This window comes from Chryseobacterium sp. DZ-32 (assembly GCF_059587025.1).
Genome location: NZ_JCAIOM010000029.1, coordinates 21,196 through 44,747 on the forward strand (window position 1 = coordinate 21,196; position 23,552 = coordinate 44,747).

21 protein-coding genes and 3 tRNA genes are annotated in these 23,552 nt (G+C 36.3%); 12 read left to right on the forward strand and 12 right to left on the reverse strand.

Translation table 11 applies throughout. The annotated features are described in order from the left end of the window. Nucleotides 1-104: 104 nt before the first annotated feature. The 3 genes from AC59HC_RS22095 to AC59HC_RS22105 form a co-directional block, all read right to left on the reverse strand. Nucleotides 105-178: transfer RNA gene (locus AC59HC_RS22095), tRNA-Arg, on the reverse strand. 41 nt (nucleotides 179-219) lie between these two features. Further along, a tRNA-Pro gene (locus AC59HC_RS22100) sits at nucleotides 220-294 on the reverse strand. A 14-nt stretch (nucleotides 295-308) separates the two neighbouring features. Continuing rightward, a tRNA-Ser gene (locus AC59HC_RS22105) sits at nucleotides 309-393 on the reverse strand. A gap of 135 nt (nucleotides 394-528) precedes the next feature. Here AC59HC_RS22105 and AC59HC_RS22110 point away from each other — a divergent pair. The 4 genes from AC59HC_RS22110 (at nucleotide 529) to AC59HC_RS22125 (ending at nucleotide 5,133) form a co-directional block, all read left to right on the forward strand. Further along, nucleotides 529-1,554, forward strand: coding sequence for an N-acetylmuramoyl-L-alanine amidase (locus AC59HC_RS22110; protein WP_496559380.1), 1,026 nt, complete (start codon nucleotides 529-531; stop codon nucleotides 1,552-1,554). Between the two features lie 72 nt (nucleotides 1,555-1,626). After that, nucleotides 1,627-3,027, forward strand: a complete 1,401-nt coding sequence (aspA, locus tag AC59HC_RS22115; RefSeq protein ID WP_227943907.1) for an aspartate ammonia-lyase — start codon at nucleotides 1,627-1,629, stop codon at nucleotides 3,025-3,027. Nucleotides 3,028-3,118: 91 nt separating this feature from the next. Further along, nucleotides 3,119-3,973 (forward strand): glycosyltransferase family 2 protein, encoded by an 855-nt coding sequence (locus tag AC59HC_RS22120; RefSeq protein ID WP_496559381.1) that lies wholly within the window; start codon nucleotides 3,119-3,121, stop codon nucleotides 3,971-3,973. A gap of 119 nt (nucleotides 3,974-4,092) precedes the next feature. Beyond that, nucleotides 4,093-5,133, forward strand: coding sequence for a hypothetical protein (locus tag AC59HC_RS22125; RefSeq protein ID WP_496559382.1), 1,041 nt, complete (start codon nucleotides 4,093-4,095; stop codon nucleotides 5,131-5,133). Nucleotides 5,134-5,152: 19 nt separating this feature from the next. On the opposite strand, the gene AC59HC_RS22130 is transcribed toward AC59HC_RS22125, so the two are convergent. The 3 genes from AC59HC_RS22130 to AC59HC_RS22140 all read right to left on the reverse strand — a co-directional run bounded on the left by AC59HC_RS22130 (nucleotide 5,153) and on the right by AC59HC_RS22140 (nucleotide 8,344). Next, nucleotides 5,153-6,631, reverse strand: a complete 1,479-nt coding sequence (locus tag AC59HC_RS22130) for a lipopolysaccharide biosynthesis protein (RefSeq protein WP_429816230.1) — start codon at nucleotides 6,629-6,631, stop codon at nucleotides 5,153-5,155. Nucleotides 6,632-6,640: 9 nt separating this feature from the next. After that, nucleotides 6,641-7,435, reverse strand: coding sequence for an FkbM family methyltransferase (locus AC59HC_RS22135; RefSeq protein WP_202839813.1), 795 nt, complete (start codon nucleotides 7,433-7,435; stop codon nucleotides 6,641-6,643). A gap of 243 nt (nucleotides 7,436-7,678) precedes the next feature. Then, nucleotides 7,679-8,344 carry a DUF2461 domain-containing protein gene (locus AC59HC_RS22140; protein WP_343644243.1) on the reverse strand — a complete coding sequence of 222 codons (666 nt, stop codon included), beginning with the start codon at nucleotides 8,342-8,344 and terminating at the stop codon, nucleotides 7,679-7,681. A gap of 441 nt (nucleotides 8,345-8,785) precedes the next feature. On the opposite strand from AC59HC_RS22140, the gene AC59HC_RS22145 reads away from it, so the two are divergent. From AC59HC_RS22145 to AC59HC_RS22175, 7 genes are all read left to right on the forward strand, one after another. Further along, a complete protein-coding gene (locus AC59HC_RS22145; RefSeq protein ID WP_202839809.1) occupies nucleotides 8,786-10,483 on the forward strand; it encodes a DEAD/DEAH box helicase in 1,698 nt (565 codons plus the stop codon). A gap of 150 nt (nucleotides 10,484-10,633) precedes the next feature. Then, a complete protein-coding gene (locus AC59HC_RS22150; protein WP_027374906.1) occupies nucleotides 10,634-11,272 on the forward strand; it encodes a DUF47 domain-containing protein in 639 nt (212 codons plus the stop codon). A 13-nt stretch (nucleotides 11,273-11,285) separates the two neighbouring features. Next, nucleotides 11,286-12,428: an inorganic phosphate transporter gene (locus AC59HC_RS22155; protein WP_110010796.1), complete on the forward strand. Its 1,143-nt coding sequence runs from the start codon at nucleotides 11,286-11,288 to the stop codon at nucleotides 12,426-12,428. Between the two features lie 102 nt (nucleotides 12,429-12,530). Beyond that, entirely contained in the window at nucleotides 12,531-13,502 is a 972-nt protein-coding gene (locus tag AC59HC_RS22160; RefSeq protein WP_110010795.1) for a polyprenyl synthetase family protein, read from the forward strand. Nucleotides 13,503-13,578: 76 nt separating this feature from the next. Further along, a complete protein-coding gene (locus AC59HC_RS22165) occupies nucleotides 13,579-14,529 on the forward strand; it encodes a GSCFA domain-containing protein (RefSeq protein WP_343643837.1) in 951 nt (316 codons plus the stop codon). Continuing rightward, entirely contained in the window at nucleotides 14,530-15,051 is a 522-nt protein-coding gene (locus AC59HC_RS22170; protein ID WP_411414345.1) for a DUF4269 domain-containing protein, read from the forward strand. 5 nt (nucleotides 15,052-15,056) lie between these two features. After that, nucleotides 15,057-15,818 (forward strand): TatD family hydrolase, encoded by a 762-nt coding sequence (locus tag AC59HC_RS22175; protein ID WP_137905421.1) that lies wholly within the window; start codon nucleotides 15,057-15,059, stop codon nucleotides 15,816-15,818. A gap of 220 nt (nucleotides 15,819-16,038) precedes the next feature. On the opposite strand, the gene AC59HC_RS22180 is transcribed toward AC59HC_RS22175, so the two are convergent. The 6 genes from AC59HC_RS22180 to AC59HC_RS22205 form a co-directional block, all read right to left on the reverse strand. Beyond that, complete coding sequence (locus AC59HC_RS22180; RefSeq protein WP_110010791.1) at nucleotides 16,039-17,343, reverse strand: DEAD/DEAH box helicase; 1,305 nt, start codon at nucleotides 17,341-17,343, stop codon at nucleotides 16,039-16,041. Nucleotides 17,344-17,521: 178 nt separating this feature from the next. Beyond that, a complete protein-coding gene (locus tag AC59HC_RS22185; protein WP_411414347.1) occupies nucleotides 17,522-18,151 on the reverse strand; it encodes a porin family protein in 630 nt (209 codons plus the stop codon). A gap of 94 nt (nucleotides 18,152-18,245) precedes the next feature. After that, nucleotides 18,246-18,737, reverse strand: a complete 492-nt coding sequence (locus tag AC59HC_RS22190; protein ID WP_411414348.1) for a DUF6438 domain-containing protein — start codon at nucleotides 18,735-18,737, stop codon at nucleotides 18,246-18,248. A 305-nt stretch (nucleotides 18,738-19,042) separates the two neighbouring features. Further along, the gene (obgE, locus tag AC59HC_RS22195; protein ID WP_202839793.1) at nucleotides 19,043-20,026 is read right to left on the reverse strand and encodes a GTPase ObgE; all 984 of its coding nucleotides are present in this window, start codon (nucleotides 20,024-20,026) and stop codon (nucleotides 19,043-19,045) included. Nucleotides 20,027-20,087: 61 nt separating this feature from the next. After that, nucleotides 20,088-20,666, reverse strand: coding sequence for an adenylate kinase (locus AC59HC_RS22200; protein ID WP_202839791.1), 579 nt, complete (start codon nucleotides 20,664-20,666; stop codon nucleotides 20,088-20,090). 151 nt (nucleotides 20,667-20,817) lie between these two features. Next, complete coding sequence (locus tag AC59HC_RS22205; RefSeq protein ID WP_047374145.1) at nucleotides 20,818-21,372, reverse strand: phosphoribosyltransferase; 555 nt, start codon at nucleotides 21,370-21,372, stop codon at nucleotides 20,818-20,820. Between the two features lie 393 nt (nucleotides 21,373-21,765). Between AC59HC_RS22205 and AC59HC_RS22210 the strand changes: the two genes are divergently transcribed. Then, nucleotides 21,766-23,355: an ABC-F family ATP-binding cassette domain-containing protein gene (locus AC59HC_RS22210; protein ID WP_496559383.1), complete on the forward strand. Its 1,590-nt coding sequence runs from the start codon at nucleotides 21,766-21,768 to the stop codon at nucleotides 23,353-23,355. Nucleotides 23,356-23,552: the final 197 nt, after the last annotated feature.

Consider the following 23,552-nt stretch of genomic DNA (forward strand, 5'->3'; position numbering starts at 1 on the left):
GGATGCTCTAGCCTGTTTGATTCATTAAAATTGTTGGATTGTAAAATAAAATTGTAACCCTTTAAAAACAAAAAATCTCACAATAAAAATTGTGAGATTTTTTGTGAGCGCGAAAGGATTCGAACCTTTGACCGTCTGCTTAGAAGGCAGATGCTCTATCCAGCTGAGCTACGCACCCTTAGAAGTTGATTCCCGCTTAGTAATAAGCACATTAAAAAGTCGGGGCGGCAGGATTCGAACCTGCGACCTCCTGGTCCCAAACCAGGCGCGATGACCGGACTACGCTACGCCCCGAATATATAGAAGAGCGGAGGGTAAGGGATTCGAACCCTTGCGACACTTTCGCGTCGACAGTTTAGCAAACTGCTCCGTTAACCACTCCGGCAACCCTCCTTTTTGTTTATTTTTTAATGATCGTTGTTCCGTTATTGCGAGTGCAAATATAGAACAGATTTCTTTATTTACCAAATAAAATTCAAGAAAATTTTGTGTATTTTTGAACTAATAAATCATCCAAAAACCAAACTGATGCGTAAAACATTATATATCATCGGATTAAGCACATTTGTTTTTTCATGTACTTCTCAGCAAAATGTGAAAAAAAATACTTACAAACCGAAAACCCCAATAACACAGGCGAAACCAACGGTTCAGACAAAACCTCCGGTTGCTCCAAAACCCAAAGTTATATCTGATCATGGAGTAGAATTTTTTACGACCAATATAGCAGATCCAACCAAAAATGATAATACGGTGAGTTATGGTTCTATTGTATCTGCAAAACCGGGCGGATATAAAGTGGTAAAAACTTATTTTCCTGCAGTGGCCCAGAATTTCAGACAGCGTTATCTGATATTACATTATACAGCTCTTGCAGATGATAAATCAATCAGTGTTCTTACCCAACAGGCAGTAAGTGCTCATTATCTGGTAAATAATACCGGAGATAACGAGATCTATCAATTGGTAGATGAAAATAAAAGAGCATACCACGCAGGGATAAGTGCATGGAGAAATGATAAAAATCTTAACGATAATTCTATCGGTATTGAAATTGTAAATACAGGATATACCACAGATAGTACCGGTAAAAGAACTTTTGCCCCTTTTAGTGATGAGCAGGTGAAAAAAGTGGCTGCTCTGGTTAAAGATATTGTAACAAGATATCAGATCCAGCCAACAAACGTATTGGGGCATTCAGATATTGCTCCTACAAGAAAACAGGATCCGGGACCGATGTTTCCGTGGAAAAAGCTCTATGACGAATATCAGGTTGGAATGTGGTATGATGAAGCTGCTAAACAGACTTATCTTGAACCTGCACAAGCTGACCTGGCAGCAAAATATAATGAGTCCAGTTTTATTTTCCTTATTCAGACTTCATTGCAGAAATTCGGATATGCACTTGATCCTAGCGGACAATGGGATGATGCTACCAAGAAAACAATTGAAGCATTCCAGTACCACTTCCGTCCACAAAATTATGACGGAATCATGGATGCTGAAACATGGGCAATACTCCAGGCTTTAAATCAAAAATATCCACTAAAATAATTCAAATTAAAACGCATCGGTTAGATGCGTTTTTGCTATCTTTAAACGATCAAAAACAGTAAAATATCTGTAATGGAAAATTTCAGAAAAGAAAGTGATCTATTAGGCGAACTGAATGTGCCTTTAGATGCTTATTATGGGGTTCAGACACAAAGGGCTATCGACAATTTTAAAATCTCAGGACAGCTTTTGTCTTCGTATCCGGATTTCATAAAAGGGTTGGCTTTTGTTAAAAAAGCAGCAGCAAAAACCAATTATGAATTAGGACTTCTGGACGAAAACCTGTATTTTAAAATAGCAGAAGCGTGTGATGAAATTGTAGAAGGGAAATATCATGAGCAGTTTCCGGTAGATATGATTCAGGGGGGAGCAGGAACTTCCATCAACATGAATGCGAATGAAGTGATCGCTAATATCGTATTGGAAAAATTAGGAAAAAATAAAGGAGAATACGAATTCTGTTCGCCTAATGATCATATCAACCTTTCTCAGTCTACCAATGACGCTTATCCTACAGCTATCAAAATGGGATTGCTTCAGATGAACATTGGGCTGGTAGAAAAATTAGAAAGAATTATCACTGCTTTCCGTGCAAAAGGACAGGAATTTCAGGATGTAATCAAAATGGGACGTACACAACTTCAGGACGCTGTCCCGATGACTTTAGGGCAGGAATTTGAAGCGTATGCAGCCACTTTGGAAGAGGATATCTCCAAGCTGAATAACAATGCAAACCTTTTTGTAGAAGTAAATATGGGAGCTACAGCGATCGGAACAGGATTGAATGCTCCGGTAGGATATGCTACTCTTTGTGCTAAAAATTTAGCCCAGATTACGGGATTCCCAATTGTTTCAGCACCGGATTTAGTAGAAGCAACTCCAGATACAGGATCTTATGTGATCTACTCTTCAGCAATGAAACGCCTTGCAGTAAAACTGTCTAAAATCTGTAATGATTTAAGATTACTTTCATCAGGTCCAAGAGCAGGCCTTTTTGAAATTAATCTTCCGCCAATGCAGCCGGGGTCTTCTATTATGCCGGGGAAAGTAAATCCTGTAATTCCGGAAGTGGTTAACCAGGTATGTTTCAAAGTGATTGGAAACGATCTTACGGTAACCTTTGCAGCAGAAGCAGGACAGTTACAGCTGAATGTAATGGAACCGGTACTTTCTCATGCCATCATGGAAAATATCAACTTCCTTTGCAATGCTTTGGATACACTTCGCGACAAGTGTGTGGTTGGAATTACGGCCAATAAGGAAGTCTGCCTGAATATGGTGAAACACAGCATCGGAATTGTAACGGCATTGAATCCTTACATCGGGTACAAACAGTCTACACAGATTGCAAAAGAAGCTTTGGAAACCGGGAAAAGCGTTTACAATCTTGTTCTGGAAAAAGGAATTCTCTCTCAGGAAAAGCTGGACGAAATTCTTGATCCGAAGAACATGCTGAAACCGCATAACAAATAAATTCATCAACGATAAATGATCAATGGTAATTGATGCCCTCAAAAGCTTCTCATCATTGATCATTTATTATTCATCATTTATACTATAATTCGTGAGGTTTTTAATCATAATTCCTGCCCATAACGAAGAAAACAACCTTCCATTTACTCTTGATTCTTTACAACAGCAAAGCAGCAAAGATTTTAAAGTAGTGGTAGTGAATGACGGTTCTACAGACAGAACAGCTGAGGTGATCAGAAAATATATGGAAGCTGATTCCCGTTTTGAAACGGTCAACCTTCAGAAATCTGAACATCAGCCGGGATCAAAAGTGGTTCACGCTTTCAAAAACGGACTTCAGACCCAGGCTATGGATGAATTTGATATTATCTGTAAATTTGATGCCGATATCATTCTTCCGGAAAATTATCTGTCAGTAGTAGAAACAGCTTTTGCCACGCATCCGGAATTTGGATTGGTAGGAGGTCTTTTGTATATTGAAAAAGACGGAAACTGGGTATATGAGGGAAATTCCAATAAACATCATGTAAGAGGTCCTATGAAGGCCTACCGTAAAGAATGTTTTATTCAGATTGGCGGCATAAGGGAAACACTGGGCTGGGATAATATTGATTCCATTTTACTGGATAATCTTGGATGGAAAGAAGTTGTTCTTCCGGAGCTGCATGTAAAGCTGATTAAAGTAAAAGGAGCCGATTACACGATACGCCCTGCGGATTATTACGGAAGATATTTTTATTTCTTAGGACTGAACAGGTTTCTGGCATACATAGCCTCCTCAAAAGAAGCTGTGAAAAGTAAGTCTGCTTCATTTTTCTTTGATATTATCAGGTCTTATGAAAACTGCAGATCAAAGAAATTAGAATTGAAAATTACAAAAGAAGAACAAAAAGCCGTTAATGATCAGCGTCTGAAAATGTTGAAAAAGAAATGGCTGAAGATGTAAAAGATAAATTATTTTATACATTGTAAATGTGCATCAATAGAAACAGGCTTTAGCCCGTTTAATTAAAAAAAAAAATCCATTGGCTTTAGCCAAACTTAAGATATAACTCCCGTTAACCCGTGAAAAAAATAGCGTACATAGAAATAGACACTCATGCAGAAATTGCTCAGGCTTTCATGGATATTATGGAAGGTTCTGAGGATTTTGCCGTAGACTATTATTTTTCAAAAAGGATAAAAGATCAGATCAGCCATCATAACGAATCTGTTTTCTTATCAGACAGTTCCATGATTCTGGATCAGTTAAAAGGGAAAGGATATGACCTTGTGGTAATAGGAACTGTTCATCGTTATTTTAATACATTTTTTGCAGTAACAAAAAAGTACAATACAGCAGTTATTACCCATAATCTTAATTTCATAAAATCTTCAAAGCTGGACCTGATAAAAAGCGTTTTCAAAGGAGATGTTATTTTCAGGTTAAAATTGTGGCTGAAAGAAGGGTTGCTGTACAAGACCAAAGTGTATCAGACATCCCGGTCTCTTTTTGTACTGGATGAAGCATTGATTTCGGATCAATATCAGTATCTGCCGCTGTTTTATACCAGAGATTTTGACAGGACAAAAAATGAAAATCTTATGGTCGTAATTCCAGGCGGTGTTTCGCAAAAGAGAAGAGATTACGCCTATATTTTTAAAACTATTCAGAATCTCCATACAGACAGGATTTGCCAGTTTGTTTTCCTTGGAAAAGCAGGCGGACACGAGTTAAAACAACTTGAAAATCTGTCCGGAGAATTACCCGAAAACATTAAAATTACCTATTTTTCAGAAAGAGTGTCCTCCGGGGATTTTGAAAAATGGATGCAGAAAGCAGACGTTTTGTGGTGCCCGATTCAGCAGGATACAGAATTCTTTAGCATGAAAGAAACCTATGGACTGACTAAAATGACAGGAAACCTGGGCGATGCCATAGCCTATGGGAAACTGGCTGTTTTTCCAGGAAATTATCCCTCAAAATTAGACTTTATTATTGCTGAAAAAGAAAATGTTCTTGAACAATTAAGCACTGTTTCGGAAACTCTATTTGATTTTTATAAAACATACAGCAGAAAAGAAGTTCAGAAGAGACTGGAACAATTTTTAACATCTTTGATCTAAAAAAGTCTGGATTATTCTCTTATTTTATCTTAAATACACTCTTGATAAACCTCATATTCAGATAATCTTCAACCGGGAAAATCTTGGTGAAGTAATTTCCGATATAGATCAGTACCAGAACAACTGCAGGTTTGTAAACAAGATTAAGCAGGTTGCTGTTGAAATTAGGAAGAACAATGGCTACTGTAATGGCTAAAGTACAGATAATAGACACGAAAATCATTTCAATACTTAAAGGCGAAACTTTAAATACAATATAATTGAAAACAATCTTCACCACATTGTAAATCGTAAGTGAAATAGCTGTAGATAAAGCAATTCCGATCAGTTTAAGTGGTGTGTTTTTAATAAAATAATAATTCAGTCCGATCGTTAATCCGGCCAGTAAAAGCATGACCAGAATATTGAATCTGTAATATTTTGAGAGTGAAATAATATTTCCATTGAATCCCGTTGCAAGGTCGATCAATACAGCAGAGCCCCAGATCCATACTACCGGCTCGTACTCTCTGAGCATGGTTCCGTTCTTTGGCATAAACTGCGTCAGATATGGAAATCCAACCATAATGCACGAGAACAACACAGCACCAAGGAAATAAAGTGTTAAAGAAGTTTTCTTATGGAACCTGTCCAGTTCTACCATATCTCCGTCTGCCAGATTTTTACTGATAATCGGAGCCGAAATATTGAATAGTCCCAGTTGGGGGATAGAGATCAGAGAAATCAAAGCATAGAGAACGGAATATATCCCGTTTTCTTCCATTCCCATAAATTCTCCAATCATAAAACTGTTGATCGCCAGATAATTTCCAAACGTTCCCAGAAATCCAAAGAAACTGTAGTTCAGGAATTCCTTCCAGAAATTATTTTTTTTGAAATAATCTGTGCTGATGTCGAACTTTATTTTTTCCAGCTTATTGGTATAATAAATATACCCGAACAGCATGAGCGCAAATATTCCGAAGAAAAAAGCCAGTGCAATATTCTGAGACAAAGAAAAATAGAAGAAAAGACAGAAAGCCCCCAGATTTGCTATTTTAGGGAAAAGATTGTCAAAGATATTCGAGACGACAATTCTTTTATAATTTGAAGTGTATTTATTGAAAATAGCACAAAGTGACAAAATTAAAATTAAGGGTAAAATAATTTTTTTAATTTTCCATGCTTCTGAATGTACAAATTTCGGATAAAAATAGGGGAGGATAAAAAATACAGTAACAAAAATGAGAAAATTGATCAGGACAGTCACAAGAGATAGTGAAAGCATATTCTGGTTTTTTCCTTCTTTCTGTAAAGCGTTAAAAAATTTTACATTCGCATAAGAAATACCAAAAACAACAAAAGGAACGAGCATTTCAGCGGTTTGCATACTGTAGCGCAGCTTTCCGTAAAATTCAAAATCATTCGGAAATATGAATATTGCGGAAACGGTGCCCAGCAAAAAACCAATATAACCGATAATGGAATATTTGAAGCCTTGTCTCGCTACTACACTCATAAAGTTGTTTTAAATGTTTTTAGGTATAAAAATAATATTGTTGATGTACTGAGTTTTATTTTTTTCGTCGTTTGTATTTTGTGTAATAATATCTTCTGTAAGATCCTCCAGCGTAAAACTGTTTCTGTTCAGATATTTGGCGTCATATCCCCAGCTCATCACTTCGGATATCTCATTCCAGATAGGCGTTTCATGGTGTCTTTGTTCCATCTCAACCATAAGGGTTGGTTTGAACTGTCTGATAGTTTCTCTCGCACCGGAAAGGGTCTTTATTTCATTTCCTTCAACGTCTATTTTGATAAAATCAAGTCTGTTGAAATGTTCAAGTGCTGCCCATTCATCCAGCTTGATCACTTTTACTTTCTCTGTATAACTTTTCTCTTCTCCCTTTTCTTTGTAAGCCGTGTTTAAAGTACCGCGGGAAGCAACCGTTTTTCCGTTTATAATGGGTACTTTGAACTCAGCAATTCTGTTTTCGTCAGAAAGAGCAAGAGGAAAGATATGCATGCCCGGAAACAGTCTTTTCAATCGTGTGCAAAGCTTTTTGTTAGGCTCAAAACCATAAATATGGTCATGATTTAACGTTTTTTCCAACTGATAAAGGAAAGTTCCTACATTCGCACCAATATCAAGGATTACAGCATTTTTAGAAAGGTATTCTTTGATCCATACCAGTTCCGGTTCTACATTACGTTCCGAAAAGTTGTTTTTATTAAGATTATTTAAAGTTTTAAAATATCTTTTTTTGTAAAAATTCGGGCTTATGTATTGTAGTTTCTCTGCAATTTTTTGGTATAAAGACATTGTTGGCTTTTTGGCGAACAGCAAAGATACATAAAAATGTAAAACTTTTCTTAAAAAATGTTAATTGTAATAGCTTGATTTTCAGTACTGAATTTTAAAATTTGATTTTGTAACCCCATTGAATTTTAAGATATTCTCAATTTGTCACAGAGATATCTTTATCTCTGCAACACATGTTTTAAACATCGTGGCCGGTAAGAATACACACAGTTGTCTGTTGAATCTGCGATTTATGATCACAAATTAAAGCAGAGGCGTATTCAGGAAATCATTGAAAGGTTTCATCAGCTTGAAAACGCTGCTCATATTTTTCACTGCATTTTTGTCCAGTACTTCCACATCTTTCAGAGAGTATATCACAATAAAGTTTTTAAGCTTGAGGTATTCTGCCATAGGGTCTTCCTTTTCAAAGCCTTGAGGGACTTTCTTCAGTTTATCTTCCTGATCAAGCTCCGGAAAATGTTTTTTAAAATCTTTATTATTGAGAATTTTCAGGAAATCATCTCCATACAAAGAAATTTCCTTACGGACTTCTTTCAGTACAGAAGATTCAGGCATATAGATTCCTCCGGCTAAAAAGGATTTTCCGGGTTCAAGGTGAAGATAATAACCTCCTTTCTGATTTCCTTTTCCCATTCCCAGAGAAGCTCCGAAATTGGTTTTATAAGGTGACTTGTCCTTTGAAAAACGGGTATCTCTGTAAATCCTGAATAAGGCTTTTTTACTGTCTATTCTGGCAAGTTCTTCATCAAAACCGGACATCTCTCTGATGAGCTCATCCAGAAAGGAAACCACGTTTTGCTGCGATTCTGTGTATAAGTTTTTATTTTCATTAAACCACTCGCGGTTATTGTTTTTGTTTAACTTTTTTAAAAAATCAAATGTTTTGGAAGAAATACTTGAAGACATATTGTAATAGGTGTTTTTTTTGTTATTAAGTGAGATTCAAAATCTATTCTCAATTCTGGATTTCATACCCAGAATCCCGAATCAAAGTCTCGGATGTCGGATCTCGCAACCCGGACCCCGAATCCCACAACTCAAATGTACAAAAACTATTAATGAAGAGACAATGTTCAATAGCGATAAATAAGAATATGAAAAACAAAAATTTGCATTTCATGGCTTTATTTTTGAAAATTCATAAATAACACAGAAAAAATTAATCCAATTTAATAAAAAAAAATAATGTTTAACAACTTTTTAAATCTAGGCTTCTTTTTTTAGATTTAATTTTCCAAAAATCAAAGAAATATTAAAGGATTGTGAATTTAAGTTTGCATATTTAAAAATTTATTCAAAAACAAATCAAATATTTATTGTATCTTTGCAAAAATTTTAAAATAGTTAATGAATTTATTTACGGAAACCAATTTAAGTCCTGATATCCTTAAGGCAATTGGCGAACTGGGTTACGAAAGCCCAACAGAAATCCAAAAACAGACTATCCCTTTTATTCTTTCAGATATTCGCGACTTGATCGCACTTGCGCAGACAGGGACAGGCAAAACAGCAGCGTTTTCGCTTCCGATTTTGGATATGATTGACGATACGAGTCGCAAAATCCAATTATTGGTGCTTTGTCCGACACGGGAATTATGTCTTCAGATTTCGAAGGACATAAAGAATTACTCTAAGTATATGAAAGACATCAAGACAACTGCGGTTTATGGTGGAAGTAGTATTGTAGAGCAGATGAGATCTTTGAAGGATAAGCCACAGATTATCGTGGGAACTCCGGGAAGAGTAATTGATCTTATCAACAGAAAAGCATTAGATTTTTCTGCGATCCATTGGTTAGTATTAGACGAAGCTGATGAAATGCTTTCTATGGGATTCAAAGACGAATTGGAAACGATTCTAAGCGAAACTCCGGAAACGAAACAAACTTTCTTATTCTCTGCAACGATGAATAAAGAGGTGGAAAGAATTTCCAAAAATTATCTTACAAAACCACATCGTATTTCTGTAGGTTCTATCAACGAAGTGAAGAAGAACATTACTCACGAATACTATGTTGTAGGATACCGTCAGAAAAAAGAAGCATTGAAGAGACTTATCGATGCAAATCCAAACCAGTACTCCATTATCTTCTGCAGAACGAGAATGGAAACTCAGGAGGTTGCTGATTTCTTAATGCAGAACGGATATGCCGCTGATGCTCTTCACGGTGATCTTTCTCAGGCGCAGAGAGATACGGTAATGAAGAAATTCAGATTGAAAAACATTGATATTCTTGTGGCTACAGATGTTGCAGCAAGAGGACTGGATGTAAACTCTCTTACTCACGTTATTCACTTCTCTTTACCGGATGACCCTGAAGTATTCGTTCACAGAAGCGGAAGAACAGGTAGAGCTGGAAAAGACGGTATTTCTATGGCTTTGATCAAGCCTGAAGAAAGCAGAAAGCTGAAGCAGATCAAATCTGCAACGAAAATTGAAATCCACGAAAGATTTATCCCTACAGGTGATGATATTATCAAAGCTCAGGTAGGAGGTGTATTTGAAAAATTATTGACAGAGCACGAAGATCTTTTCGAATTTGATGATAGCTTAATCCCGGATCTGAGCAACTTCACAAAAGAAGAACTGGTGCACCAGCTGCTACAGTTCCAGTTGAAAGATCTTGCTTTATACTACAAAGACAAGCACGACCTTGCTGAGCAGAAATTAAGCAGCAGGGATGACGATTACTCAAGAAGAGACCGTGGACGTGACAGAGACAGAGATAGAGGCAGGGACAGAGATCGCGGACGTGACAGAGACAGAGATCGTGGCGGAAAACCAAGAAGAAGAGATGAAAACATGGTAAGATTCTTCTTCAACCTTGGTAAAAAAGACCATTTGAAGAAGCTTGATGTTTTAGATATTATCAACAAAGCTACTGCTGGCGGAAAAAGCAAGAAAAGAGCGGAAATCGGTGATATCGAAATCTTAGAGAAATTCTCTTTCTTCGAAGTTGAAAAATCGTTCAAAGACAATGTATTGAGCAATATTCAATCGATGAAGTTCAAAGGAAAAGATATGAGAGCTGAAGTAGCCAACTAATCCTTCCTATACCATATAAAACCGGCATTCATGCCGGTTTTTTTATTTGATAATCAGTAGTTAAGCGAATGTTAACAAAACTTAATGTTATATAGTTTCACGTACAATCCTTTTTTAAGAAATTTGCACACGAATTATAAATACTAAAAAATGGGAATTGGTAATATTTTCCACGCTTTTCAACCAAAAGATAAAATCTTCTTTGTACTTTTCGAAAAAGTAACTGAAAATCTAGTTGCAATGTCAGAAGAATTCAACACAGGAATCAAGGATTTCGATCTTAATGACGATTCAATGTTGAAGAAAATGAGCGACTTCGAACACAAGAACGATGAACTTACTCACGAAATTTTCGTAGAATTAGGGAAAAACTTCATTACACCTTTTGACCGTGAGGATATCCACACATTGGCAACAGGGCTTGATGATATCGCTGATTATATCTACGCATCCACAAAATATATTTTCCTTTACAAATCACCTGAGATGAAGGCGTATTCAGACTTCTCTTTATTGATCCACAAAGCATGTCTTGAAATTCAGAATGCAATGAAAAACCTTAAAGGGTTCAAAAACATGGAGCAGGTGAAAGAAGCTTGTATTAAGGTGAACTCTATTGAGAATATTGCTGACGATTTGCTTTCCAACTCAATGGTAGAATTATTTGAAACCAATGATGCCATCAACATTATTAAAGTTTCATCTGTATTAAACTACCTTGAAATTGTAACAGACAAAGCAGAAGATGTTGCCAATACCATTGAGAACATCATGATTAAATACGCCTAATACATAGCAAAAAATGGAATTTCCGATTTTACTTGTAGTTATTATTGCGCTGGCCCTGATCTTCGATTATATCAATGGTTTCCATGATGCAGCCAACTCAATTGCAACTATAGTTTCTACAAAAGTTTTAACTCCATTCCAGGCTGTACTTTGGGCGGCGCTTTGGAACTTCGCAGCATTCTTTATAGCTGCTTATATTATTGGAGAATTCAAAATTGGTAATACAATTGCCAAAACAGTTAACGAGAATTTTATCACCCTTGAAGTTATATTTTCCGGTCTTGTGGCAGCTATTGCCTGGAACCTGCTTACATGGTGGTTCGGAATCCCTTCATCATCATCACATACGCTGATCGGAGGATTCCTGGGAGCAGCTCTTATGCATGCTTTCATGATGGATTATCACGATGTGGCTGCAGCCCAGCCGGATCTTGGAATGTGGGGTACTGTGAAAGAAGCTTTCAATCAGGTAACACACCAGAGTGTGGTGAAATTTGATAAAGTAATTCCTATCTTCCTGTTCATTTTCATGGCTCCGATTATAGGGATGATTATTTCAATTATCATTACCCTGATCATTGTACATCTTTATAAAAGGTCAAACCCGCACAAAGCAGACCAGTCTTTCAAAAGATTGCAGCTGGCTTCATCCGCTTTATTCAGCTTGGGACATGGTTTGAATGATGCACAGAAAGTAATGGGGATCATTGGTGCAGCGGTAATTTACTATCACGTTAATATGCTTCAGGATGTTCAGTATCTGAATATTCCTTCTGCAGAACGTTTTGATTATTTTGCGCAGCATTATATCTGGGTTCCTTTAGTTTCGTTCCTTGCCATCGGTTTAGGTACAATGAGCGGTGGTTGGAAGATCATCAAAACAATGGGTACCAAGATTACCAAAGTAACTTCATTAGAAGGAGTAAGTGCAGAAACTGCAGGTGCTATTACTTTATTCATCACAGACCACTTTGGTATTCCTGTATCTACAACCCATACGATTACAGGTTCTATCATCGGGGTAGGATTAACAAAAAGAATTTCAGCGGTAAGATGGGGAATCACTGTAAGCTTACTTTGGGCCTGGGTTCTTACCATTCCAATCTCTGCAATTGTTGCAGGAATTACCTATCTTGTGGTAACCTTCGTTTTCTAAAAAAACAAATCATATAATTATACAAACTTTGTCCTTTTGGGCAAAGTTTTTTGTTTTATAAAGCCTTGAAAAATCGTATTTTTGTTCAAATTATAAGATTTTATGGAATTTTTAGACAGATACCAGCAGATTGTTGCAGATGCCATCACTAAATATACTTTTAAAGATAAACCTTCGGAGCTCTACGAGCCGATGAATTATATTATTTCCCATGGCGGAAAACGTCTTCGTCCCATTATGGTGCTGATGGCATGTGAGATGTTCGGTGGAGATCTTAAACAGGCCATCAAGCCAGCGTTGGCTATCGAGTTTTTCCATAACTTCACCCTGATCCATGATGATATTATGGACGAAGCTCCTTTGAGAAGAAACAAGCCTACCATTCATACTTTACATGGTCTTAACGTAGGAATTCTTTCCGGAGACGGACTGATGCTGAAAGCGTACAAGTTCTTTGAAGATCTTGAACCTGAAATCTTCAAAGCTTGTATCAGAATATTTACCCACACAGGGCTTTTGCTTTGCGAAGGACAGCAGTATGATATCAACTTTGAAACTCAGAAGGATGTTACTTTTGATGATTATATCAGAATGATTACCTACAAAACCGGAGTGTTGAGTGCCTCTTCATTTGAAATAGGAGCTTTGATTGCAAAAGCAGATTTTAAAGATGCTAAAGCTATTTTCAATTTCGGAAAACATATCGGAATTGCCTTCCAAATTATGGATGATTATCTTGATGTATTCGGAGATCAGGCACAGTTTGGAAAGAAACACGCCGGAGATATTTACGAAAATAAAAAAACAGTTCTGTATCTGTTAGCAAGAGAACATGCTACAGATGAGGAAAGAAAAGAACTGGATTACTGGTATTCTAAAAAGACGGAAAACGTTGATAAAGTGTACGGGGTAGAAAAGATTTTCAGAAGAACAAAAGTGGATGAAAAAGCATTACGACTGATTGAAAAACACAATGAAATCGGACAAAGTTATCTTCAGAAAATTGATGTGCCGGAAGAAAAGAAAAAACCTTTTATTGAACTGGCCAATTATTTGTTGAGAAGAGAAAGTTAATATAGGCAGCAGATGATAGGTAGCAGGTAACAGTAATTTGCCCGCTACTTATTTCCTGCAACCTAACCCTTATACAATGAAATTCAGAACAGAAGTTGATATTCCCGCATCAGAAAAGAAGATTGAGATTGAAGATAAAATATTCTCAATAGGATCATGTTTTGCCTCTGAAATGACAGATCTATTGCAGGACGGACAACTTCAGACCCTTAATAATCCTTTCGGGACGATTTTTAATCCTTATTCCATCAATCATGCCATCAACAGATTACATGATTCTGCATTTTATGAAGAAGAGGAACTGATTACTTACAATGAAGAATATATCTCTCTGGATCATCATACCAGTTTTGATACCCGTTATATTCATCAGACCTTAGATAAGATTAATGGAGCTATTGAAGCGGGAAATGCCTTTCTTCAGGAAGCCGACTGGATCATCATTACTTATGGATCATCATTTATTTATGAGTTTCTGCCCAAAAATAAACTGGTAGCCAACTGTCATAAAATTCCGCAAAAGTTTTTTGAGAAAAGACTGCTGTCCCATCAGGAGCTTACCAGTTCAATTTACCAGACTATTCTGGACCTTAAAGACATTTGTAAAGAAGGAGTCCAAATCCTGTTTACCGTTTCTCCCGTAAGACATACCAAGGATGGAATGGTAGAAAATCAATTAAGCAAATCGAAACTGATTACAGCTATTCATGAATCAATTTCAATGTTTGAAGACTGTCATTATCTGCCTGTCTATGAGGTTTTGATGGATGATCTCCGGGATTACCGTTTTTACAAAGAAGATATGATCCATCCCAGCGCTCAGGCGGTTAATTATATTTTTGAGAAATTCGGAAGGTCGTATTTTTCAGAAGAAACCCAGAATTTTATCAAAGAAAATTTTAAGATTATCAAAGCTCTTGAACATAAGACCAGCGATAAGAAAGATCCCAAGTTTATAGAATTCAGAGAAAAACTGGATCAAAGAATTGAAGCACAGCGTAAAAAAGTAAAACATAAAATATTTTAAATGCCTGATTTTACCAGAATTGATTATCTGAAGGATGGAAATGAAAGACAGAAAAGAGCTTATGAAATTCTTACAAAGTATCGTGTCTTTGAGAAACTGAAAGATTATTCTCCGATTCTGGCAGGAACTGTTCCTATAGAAATTGATATCAAAGGAAGTGATCTGGATCTTATTTTTGAGGTGGATTTAAAATTTGAGCAAGACTTTCTGGATGATTTACTATTTTGTCAGCTCATTCCTCAAGACGCAGAAGTGGAATATCCTATCGTAAACGGTGAAAAATGCATTACATTAAATTTTATGCTTGATGGTTTCCCCATCGAGATTTTCGGACAGAATAAACCTACAATAGAGCAAAACGCTTATCTTCATATGGTTGCCGAATACAAAATATTACAGGAAAAAGGAGAAGAATTTAAACAGAAAATAATAGAACTTAAAAAACAGGGAATAAAAACAGAACCCGCTTTCGGATTATTGCTGGGACTTGAAAACCCTTATGAAGATCTATTGAAATTTTAAATAAAATGATTGATACACATACACATCTATACGCAGAAGAATTTGATGAAGACAGAAAAGAAGCTATTCAGAGAGCTTTAGATAAAGGAATTACAGAATTCTACCTTCCGGCTATTGACTCAGGGTCTCATGAGAAAATGCTGCAGCTGGAAACAGAATATCCGGGGCAGATTTTTTCTATGATGGGATTACATCCTTGTTATGTAAAACAGGAATCCTGGGAAAAAGAACTTGAAATCGTAAAAAATTATCTTGATCAAAGACATTTTCCTGCGATAGGAGAGATCGGAATAGATCTGTACTGGGATAAAACAACACTCGATATTCAGGTGAAAGCCTTTGAGCAGCAGATCGACTGGGCCATAGAAAAAGATCTTCCAATTGTCATTCATACAAGAGAAAGTTTTGATGAGACATTTGAGGTTTTAGAAAGAAAAAAACATCCTAAATTAAGAGGAATTTTCCATTGTTTTTCAGGGAATCTGGAACAGGCACAACATGCTATTGATCTTAATTTTATCTTAGGAATCGGTGGAGTAGTCACTTTTAAAAATGGAAAAATAGATCAGTTTCTGAACGAAGTTCCATTGGATAAAATTGTTCTGGAAACAGATTCTCCTTATCTCGCACCGGTTCCTCACAGAGGCAAAAGAAATGAAAGTTCTTATCTTGATCTGGTAGCCGGAAAACTGGTGAATATTTATGGAAAAGACTTTACAGAGATAGACCGTATCACAACAGAGAATGCAAAAAATCTTTTTAAGTAAAGCGGCTGGAAGCTGGAAGACAGAAGCTGGAGGTTACTGTTAGTCTTATAATTTCTGGCAGTTATTGTTATAACCTCAATAACTTCCCTCTTCCAGCTCCCAGCTTCCAGACTCTATTAAAACCTGCAATTCTTATCCCGAATTCAGCCAAGTTAAGCAATATAAGCTTTAATAATAAGATAAATAAACCCCTTTTCAACACTGAAAAGGGGTTTATTTTTTATTTTTTTCTTGTGAAATTCTTATTCTTAGGCTTTTTAAAACCTAGAGAAGCTCCCGCAGAAGGCTTTTTACGGTTATTATTAGACCTTGAATTATTACTGTTTTCTGTTTTGGGCTTTCCGCCGCCGGCAGGAACAGGTTTATTATTCGAATCCCTCTTCTGTGCCACCAGATCATCTGTATGGAACGGATGATCCTTGATCACAGGAATTTTTTTGCCGATCAGCTTTTCTGTATTCTTTAAATTCAGAAGATCAAGTCCGTCTACAAAAGAAATAGAGGTTCCTTCAGCTCCGGCTCTTCCTGTTCTTCCGATTCTGTGTACATAGGTTTCAGAAACATCAGACAGTTCAAAATTGATTACGAACTTCAATTCATCAATATCAATTCCTCTGGCTGCAATATCTGTCGCCACAAGAACCCTTGTTTTTCCGGATTTGAAATTGTTCAACGCATTTTGTCGTGCATTCTGAGATTTGTTACCGTGAATCGCTTCTGCAGAGATATTATCTTTCTGAAGTTTTCTTGAAATCTTATCCGCGCCATGCTTCGTTCTGGCAAAAACCAGTACAGAATCTGAAATATCATTTTGAAGAATGTGAGAAAGCAAATTCAGTTTGTTATCTTTTTCTACAAAATATACAGATTGTTTGATGGTATCTGCTGTAGAAGAAACCGGAGTTACCTCCACTTTCACAGGATTATTCAGGATAGAATTAGCCAGTTTCTGAATTTCAGCCGGCATTGTTGCCGAAAAGAATAAAGTCTGTCTCTTCTGAGGTAAAAGTTTAATAACTCTTTTTACATCATGTACAAATCCCATATCCAGCATTCTGTCTGCTTCATCAAGAACAAAAATTTCAAGGTTTTTCAGGCTGATGATTCCCTGAGCAATAAAGTCCAGAAGTCTTCCTGGTGTTGCTACCAGAATATCAACCCCTTTTCTCAAAGCAGCTTCCTGATTTCCTTGTTTTACGCCTCCGAAAATAACAAGTTGTTTTAACGGAAGATATTTACCGTAAGCATTAATGTTTTCCTCAATCTGAATGGCCAGTTCTCTGGTGGGGGTAAGGATTAAGGCTTTTATATGTTTATTGGGAATTTTATTTTTGGATAAATTCTGTAGGATAGGGATGGAAAAAGCGGCTGTTTTTCCTGTTCCTGTCTGCGCACAACCTAAAAAGTCTCTGCCTTCTAAAATATCAGGAATAGATCTTTCCTGGATAGGAGTCGGAGTCGTGTAGCCCTGCTCCTGGATTGCTTTTGCAATAGGTTCTATTAAGTTTAAGTCTGTAAAATTCAAATGAATTATTTTAAAATTTAAATAAAAATTCCTTCAGTCTGAAAGAATTACATTCTGCAAAGGTAGTCTAAATATTTTTAAGTATCTTTTTCCACTTTTTTATACTTATTGCCTATTGAAAAACAGAAATGGCCGCCCGAATGTGAGCCGCCATTTTTTTCTGTTAGATATCTGCAGTTTATTTAAATCTATATCCTACGCCAGCCTGAAGAAATCCCATTTTAATGGGAACTGCATTGCTTTTATTCATTTCTATAAAATTGAAATTGTATCTGGCGTCAACAAAAAACTTTTGATTAATCTTATATTCTGCACCCAGAAAAGGAAATAAATTCAAGGTTTTTAAAGATTCGTAATTGTGCGTTTCAGCCTCATCAAAAACAGTATTCATTTTTACTTTGGATGATATATTAAATCCTAAGTTCATCCCTACAGAAGCAGAAAGCTCCGGAACAATATAATATTTTACTGAAATGGGAACCTGTATCTGGTTGAATTTATAATTAAAGTTCATGTTACCCATGTTTACCACTTCGTTGCCTACCAGCTCATACCAGGGATAAGCGTCTTTACCACCCAGTTGTGTATATAATACTTCAGCCTGCAAGCCAAATTTAGAGGACAAAGGTTGCTCGGCCAGGATTCCGGCGTAGAAATAAGATTTTGAATCGAGTTGTGTGTTAAAGAATTTCATGCTGGATAAGGTATATCCTCCTTTTACTCCAAAGCTCATAGATTCGGAAGTTGTTTGTGCATTACTTATTGTTGATAAAACAAATGCCAGAGCGATAAAAATGTTCTTCTTCATGTTTTTTTGAATGGTTAATAGTTCTGTAAAATAATAATTCCTCCCAAAAGAAGGAATTATTGCGGTAAAGATAGTTTAAATATTTTTATAAGGCTTATTTCACTTTAGTCCATTCCTGGTTTTTTCTCAGATTTTCAAAAAACTGGTACACTTCTGAGAGTTTCTCGCTTCCACGTTTTCCATAATCTTCCACATTTTTTGAAGTTCCGTCAGCAAATTTGATTCTTAAATAAGAGGTTGGAAGATCGGTGATATTGTGTTCGCCGTATTTATCATTTAATGCTTTTACATTTAATCCGTCGAGCAAGCTGATTAATTTATTGTAATCCTCTTCTTTAATGGTTCCTTTAAAAGTTCCTTCACGCGGCTTTGAAAACTCATCTTTTGAAGGTTTATCATTAAAATTAAAATGTTCCGCTTCAAAGACTGCAGTTCTGTCCGCATTGATGGTCATTTTAAAAACAGGACAAAATCCAAAACATGGAGTCGCCTCATATTCAATGGCAGCATATTTTGAATTTACTTTTTGAGAGGTTGTACAGGATGTTAAAAATACAAATGCACAAATGGCTAGCAAATATTTCATAGTTTTTTTCAATTTCAGAGGATCTCCCAATAATTGTTCCAAAAGAGAAAATTTTCTTTTGTTTTTATGTTAAATCAGTTTAATTTTTATTGAACCATTAAGATTCGGATGAAGATATTAAGAACAAAGTCTCACTTCACGCTTAAAATCGGAATAATTGAACTTAATTTTACTTGATCTCGTAAACCCTTCTAATGGTTTAAAATAATATTTAACAGAAGAAAATTCATTATAAAAAAAACAGCCTTAGAGAAATCTGAGGCTGTTTTTTATGACGCAGTTTTTACAACTGATAAATCAATATTTTATCCGTGCAACTGTTTCCAGATCGCATCCTTAAGTTCCATGAGACCTTCTCCGGTAACACCTGAGAAGAACAGAGGCTGTTTGTTTTCCGGGAACTCTGCTGCAATTTCCTTTTTCAGTTCATCATCCAAAAGGTCAGATTTTGAAATGGAAATAATGAAATCTTTATCCAGAAGTTCAGGATTGTACTCCTTCAGTTCATTTTCAAGAATCTTAAACTCATTGAAATGATCTTCAGAATCAGCCGGAATTAAGAATAAAAGGATAGAGTTTCTTTCGATATGTCTCAGGAATCTGTGTCCTAAACCTTTTCCTTCTGCTGCTCCTTCAATAATACCCGGAATATCAGCCATTACAAATGATTTGTAATTTCTGTAATCAACAATTCCGAGGTTAGGAGTCAGTGTCGTAAAGGCATAATTGGCAATTTTTGGTTTTGCCGCAGAAACAGATGCTAAAAGTGTAGATTTTCCGGCATTTGGAAACCCAACCAGACCTACATCTGCCAAAATTTTAAGCTCGAAAACGATATACCCTTCTTCTCCCGGAAGACCTGGCTGTGCATATCTTGGGGTCTGATTCGTAGAAGACTTGAAGTGCTCGTTTCCTAACCCTCCTTTACCACCATGCATCAGGATGATTTCCTGTCCGTCTTCTAAAATTTCACCAATAATTTCGCCTTCTTCATTTTTGGCAATAGTTCCCACCGGAACCTCAATATAAACATCAGCTCCGTAGGCACCGGTAAGCTGGTTTTTTCCTCCGTTTTCACCACGTTCTGCTTTTACGTGACGGGTGTATCGGAGTGGAAGCAAAGTCCATTCATTGGCATTTCCTTTCATGATGATATGACCTCCACGACCTCCGTCGCCTCCGTCAGGACCACCTTTAGGAATATACTTTTCACGGCGAAGGTGGGCAGAACCAGCACCTCCGTGTCCGCTTTTACAATGGATCTTTACGTAATCTACAAAGTTAGACATATAGTTTGTGTTGCGGGCTTCAGGCTACAGGACAAAATTTCTTATCCCTGCCATATCCCGATTATTTAATTTTCTCTACCTCAGCGAAAAGTTTTTGGGAAATCTCATCAATTTCTCCAACACCATTTACCTCTACATATTTTCCCTGCTTCTTATAAAGCTCGGCAACTTCTGCTGTTTTGGTATAATATTCTTTAATTCTGTTTTCGATGATCTCTACATTGCTGTCGTCTGATCTTCCGCTGGTTTCACCTCTTTTCAGAAGTCTTTCCACCAAAATTTTGTCCTCTACCACCAATGAAAGACAGATATCAATCTCGTCATTCAGTACTTCTTTAACGATTGTTTCCAAAGCTTCTGTCTGTGCAGTTGTTCTTGGATATCCGTCAAAAATAAAACCGTTGGTATCAGTTGGTTTTTTGATCTCATCGATCAGCATATCTGTTGTTACCTGATCCGGAACCAATTCTCCCTTATCGATGTATGATTTAGCCAGTTTTCCAAGTTCAGTGTCATTTTTCATGTTGTATCTGAAAAGATCACCTGTTGAAACCTGTTTTAAATTGAATTTTTCGATCAGATTCTGAGCTTGTGTTCCTTTTCCACTTCCTGGAGGGCCGAACAGAACAATGTTTATCATAATGTTGATTCGCTTTAGGCAATTGGCATTTTGCTTCTGGCTTTAGGCTTTTGGCGGTTTGCTCTTTGCTTTCAGCTTTTTTAAGTTATTATTAAATTTATTTCTTTATATAATTTTAAGCTAAAAGCTATCAGCTAATAGCCAACAGCGTTTAATGGTTGATTTGTCCGTCTTCCAGCTGATATAAATTCGGAAGGTTTCTACCCAATTCGTCATAATCCAGTCCATATCCAAGCACAAACTTGTTAGGAATTTCCTTTCCGATATAATCCAGTTTGAAATCTTTCTTGTAAATCTCCGGTTTCAGTAGGAAACTAGCCAGTTTTACAGATTTAGGACGTTGTGTTTCTTTGAAATATTTGAAAAGACTTTCAACGGTATTTCCTGTATCTACAATATCTTCAACAAGAATAATATGACGGTCTCTTACATCTTTGGTAAGCTCCATTTTCTGATAAACGATCCCTGTAGACTCAGTTCCTACATAAGAACTCATTTGAATGAAGGCAATTTCGCATTCTCCCGGGTAATATTTTAAAAGATCTGAGAAGAACATCACCACCCCATTTAAAACCCCTATGAAAACAGGAACTTCGTCCTTGTAATCTTCATAAATTCTTAACGCTGTCTCTTTTACAATTTCCTGAATTTCGGCATCCTTTAAATAAGGAACGAAAGTTTTGTCGTGAACTTTAATGCTTTCCATAAAATTTTTAGTAGTTGGCAAAGTTACGGATTTTTGATTAAAATACTTTCCTGTTTTTGTCAGTTCGAAAGTTAAAAGGTATTGCAACAACAAAATTGAATATTACAGCGAAGTATGTTTAAATAGTAAGAATGATAAGATTTTTAATTAGATAGAATGATATAGCCTTAAAAAAAGGATTTTGAAAGGGATTAAAAGCAGGTGTTTGAAATAAGGAAGAAAAGGATAATGATAAATGTCCTGATTATTGATAAAAACAAATATTCAGAAAAATGAGTATCTTTGTTCTTTCAAAACCCAAAAAAACAGACATGTAGGATATCATTTCTTTCAGACTCAATAAAACGGTAACAACAATGTTGCTGGTGTTCAACCTTTATTAAGAAAGAAATCATGATTTTACTGCAAAATATATCCTTTGGGTTTCCGGGAGGAAATCTTCTATTTAATCATATCAATTTAACAATACAGTATCATACCAAATCTGCTCTGGTAGGGAGTAATGGAGTGGGAAAATCAACCCTGCTGAAAATAATCGCGGGAGAAATACAGCCTCTAAACGGCAATACCAATATCCAGGGTAATATCTTTTATGTACCGCAGATGTTTGGAAATTTAAATGATCTTACCATTGCAGAATGCCTGAGGATAGATCAGAAACTCCATGCTCTTCAAAAAATTACCAATGGTGAGGTGGACGAAATATATTTTGAAACGCTCAATGACGACTGGGATATTGAAGAAAGATGCCAGAATGCTTTGGAGCATTGGGGTCTCGAAAATTTTGAATTAACTCAAAAACTGGAAGACCTGAGCGGAGGACAGAAGACTAAAGTTTTTCTTGCTGGAATTCAGATCAACCAACCTGATATTATCTTATTGGATGAACCGACCAATCACCTGGACAGGGAAGGAAGAAAACTCTTGTATGATCTTATTGACAAAACAGATGCAACAGTGGTTATCGTAAGCCACGACCGTACTTTGCTCAATCTTGTGGATACCATATTTGAGTTAAGTAATCAGGGAATTGCAACTTATGGTGGAAACTATGACTTTTATGCCGAACAGAAAGAAGTGGAGGAGGAAGCATTGCAAAATGATATCCATTCCAAAGAGCGGGCTTTAAAAAAAGCAAAAGAAAAAGAACGGGAAACCCTGGAAAGAAAACAAAAGCTGGATGCACGAGGTAAAGGCAAGCAGGAAAAATCCGGAGTAGCAAGGATTATGATGAATACCCTTCGGAATAATGCGGAAAAAAACAGTTCAAAACTTAAAAGTCTACACGCAGAGAAAATTAGTGGTATTTCCGGTGACTTAAGAGATCTGCGTTCCTCCTTAAAGAATTCTGATCAGATGAAAGTTAATTTTAATGATTCCAATCTACATTCAGGAAAGATCCTTGTTACCGTTGAAGATATTAATTTCACTTACGGAAAAGAAAAACTCTGGAAAGAAAACATCAGTATGGAGGTGCGAAGCGGAGACCGAATATCAGTGAAAGGCTCAAACGGTTCCGGAAAAACTACCCTGATAAAGCTTCTGTTGGAAAATATTAAACCTTCGGAAGGAAAAATAAATAAGACAGAATTCAACAGTATCTATATTGACCAGGAATATTCCCTTATTAATAATGATTCAACGCTTTACGATTTTGTACAGACTTTCAATGACAATGCCATGCAGGAATCCGAAGTGAAAACATTACTGTCCAGATTTTTATTTTGGAAAGATACCTGGGACAAAAAATGTGGAATACTAAGTGGTGGAGAGCGTTTACGGTTGCTTCTTTGTGGGCTTTCCATCAGTAATAAAGCACCCGATATGATTATCCTTGATGAACCTACGAATAATTTAGATCTCCAGAATGTGGAAATTCTCACCAATTCTATAAAAGATTATCATGGAACTCTACTGGTGATTTCCCATGATGAAGTTTTTCTTCAGGAGATTGGAATTGAAAGAGAATTGATGCTGGGGTAATTATTATATTTCTTGCAAATCAGACAAAATTCTTTAGATATTCAATAGGGGTGGGCTTTAGCCCTTTTATCAAAAAAATTAAAATTCATCCGGCTTTAGATTCTGTGTTAACTTCCAAATTATTTTTTATACATTTATATTTATAAAAGCGACCTTGAGTTAGCTTGCGTAGGGTGAACGTCTTTGATTTTTACCCT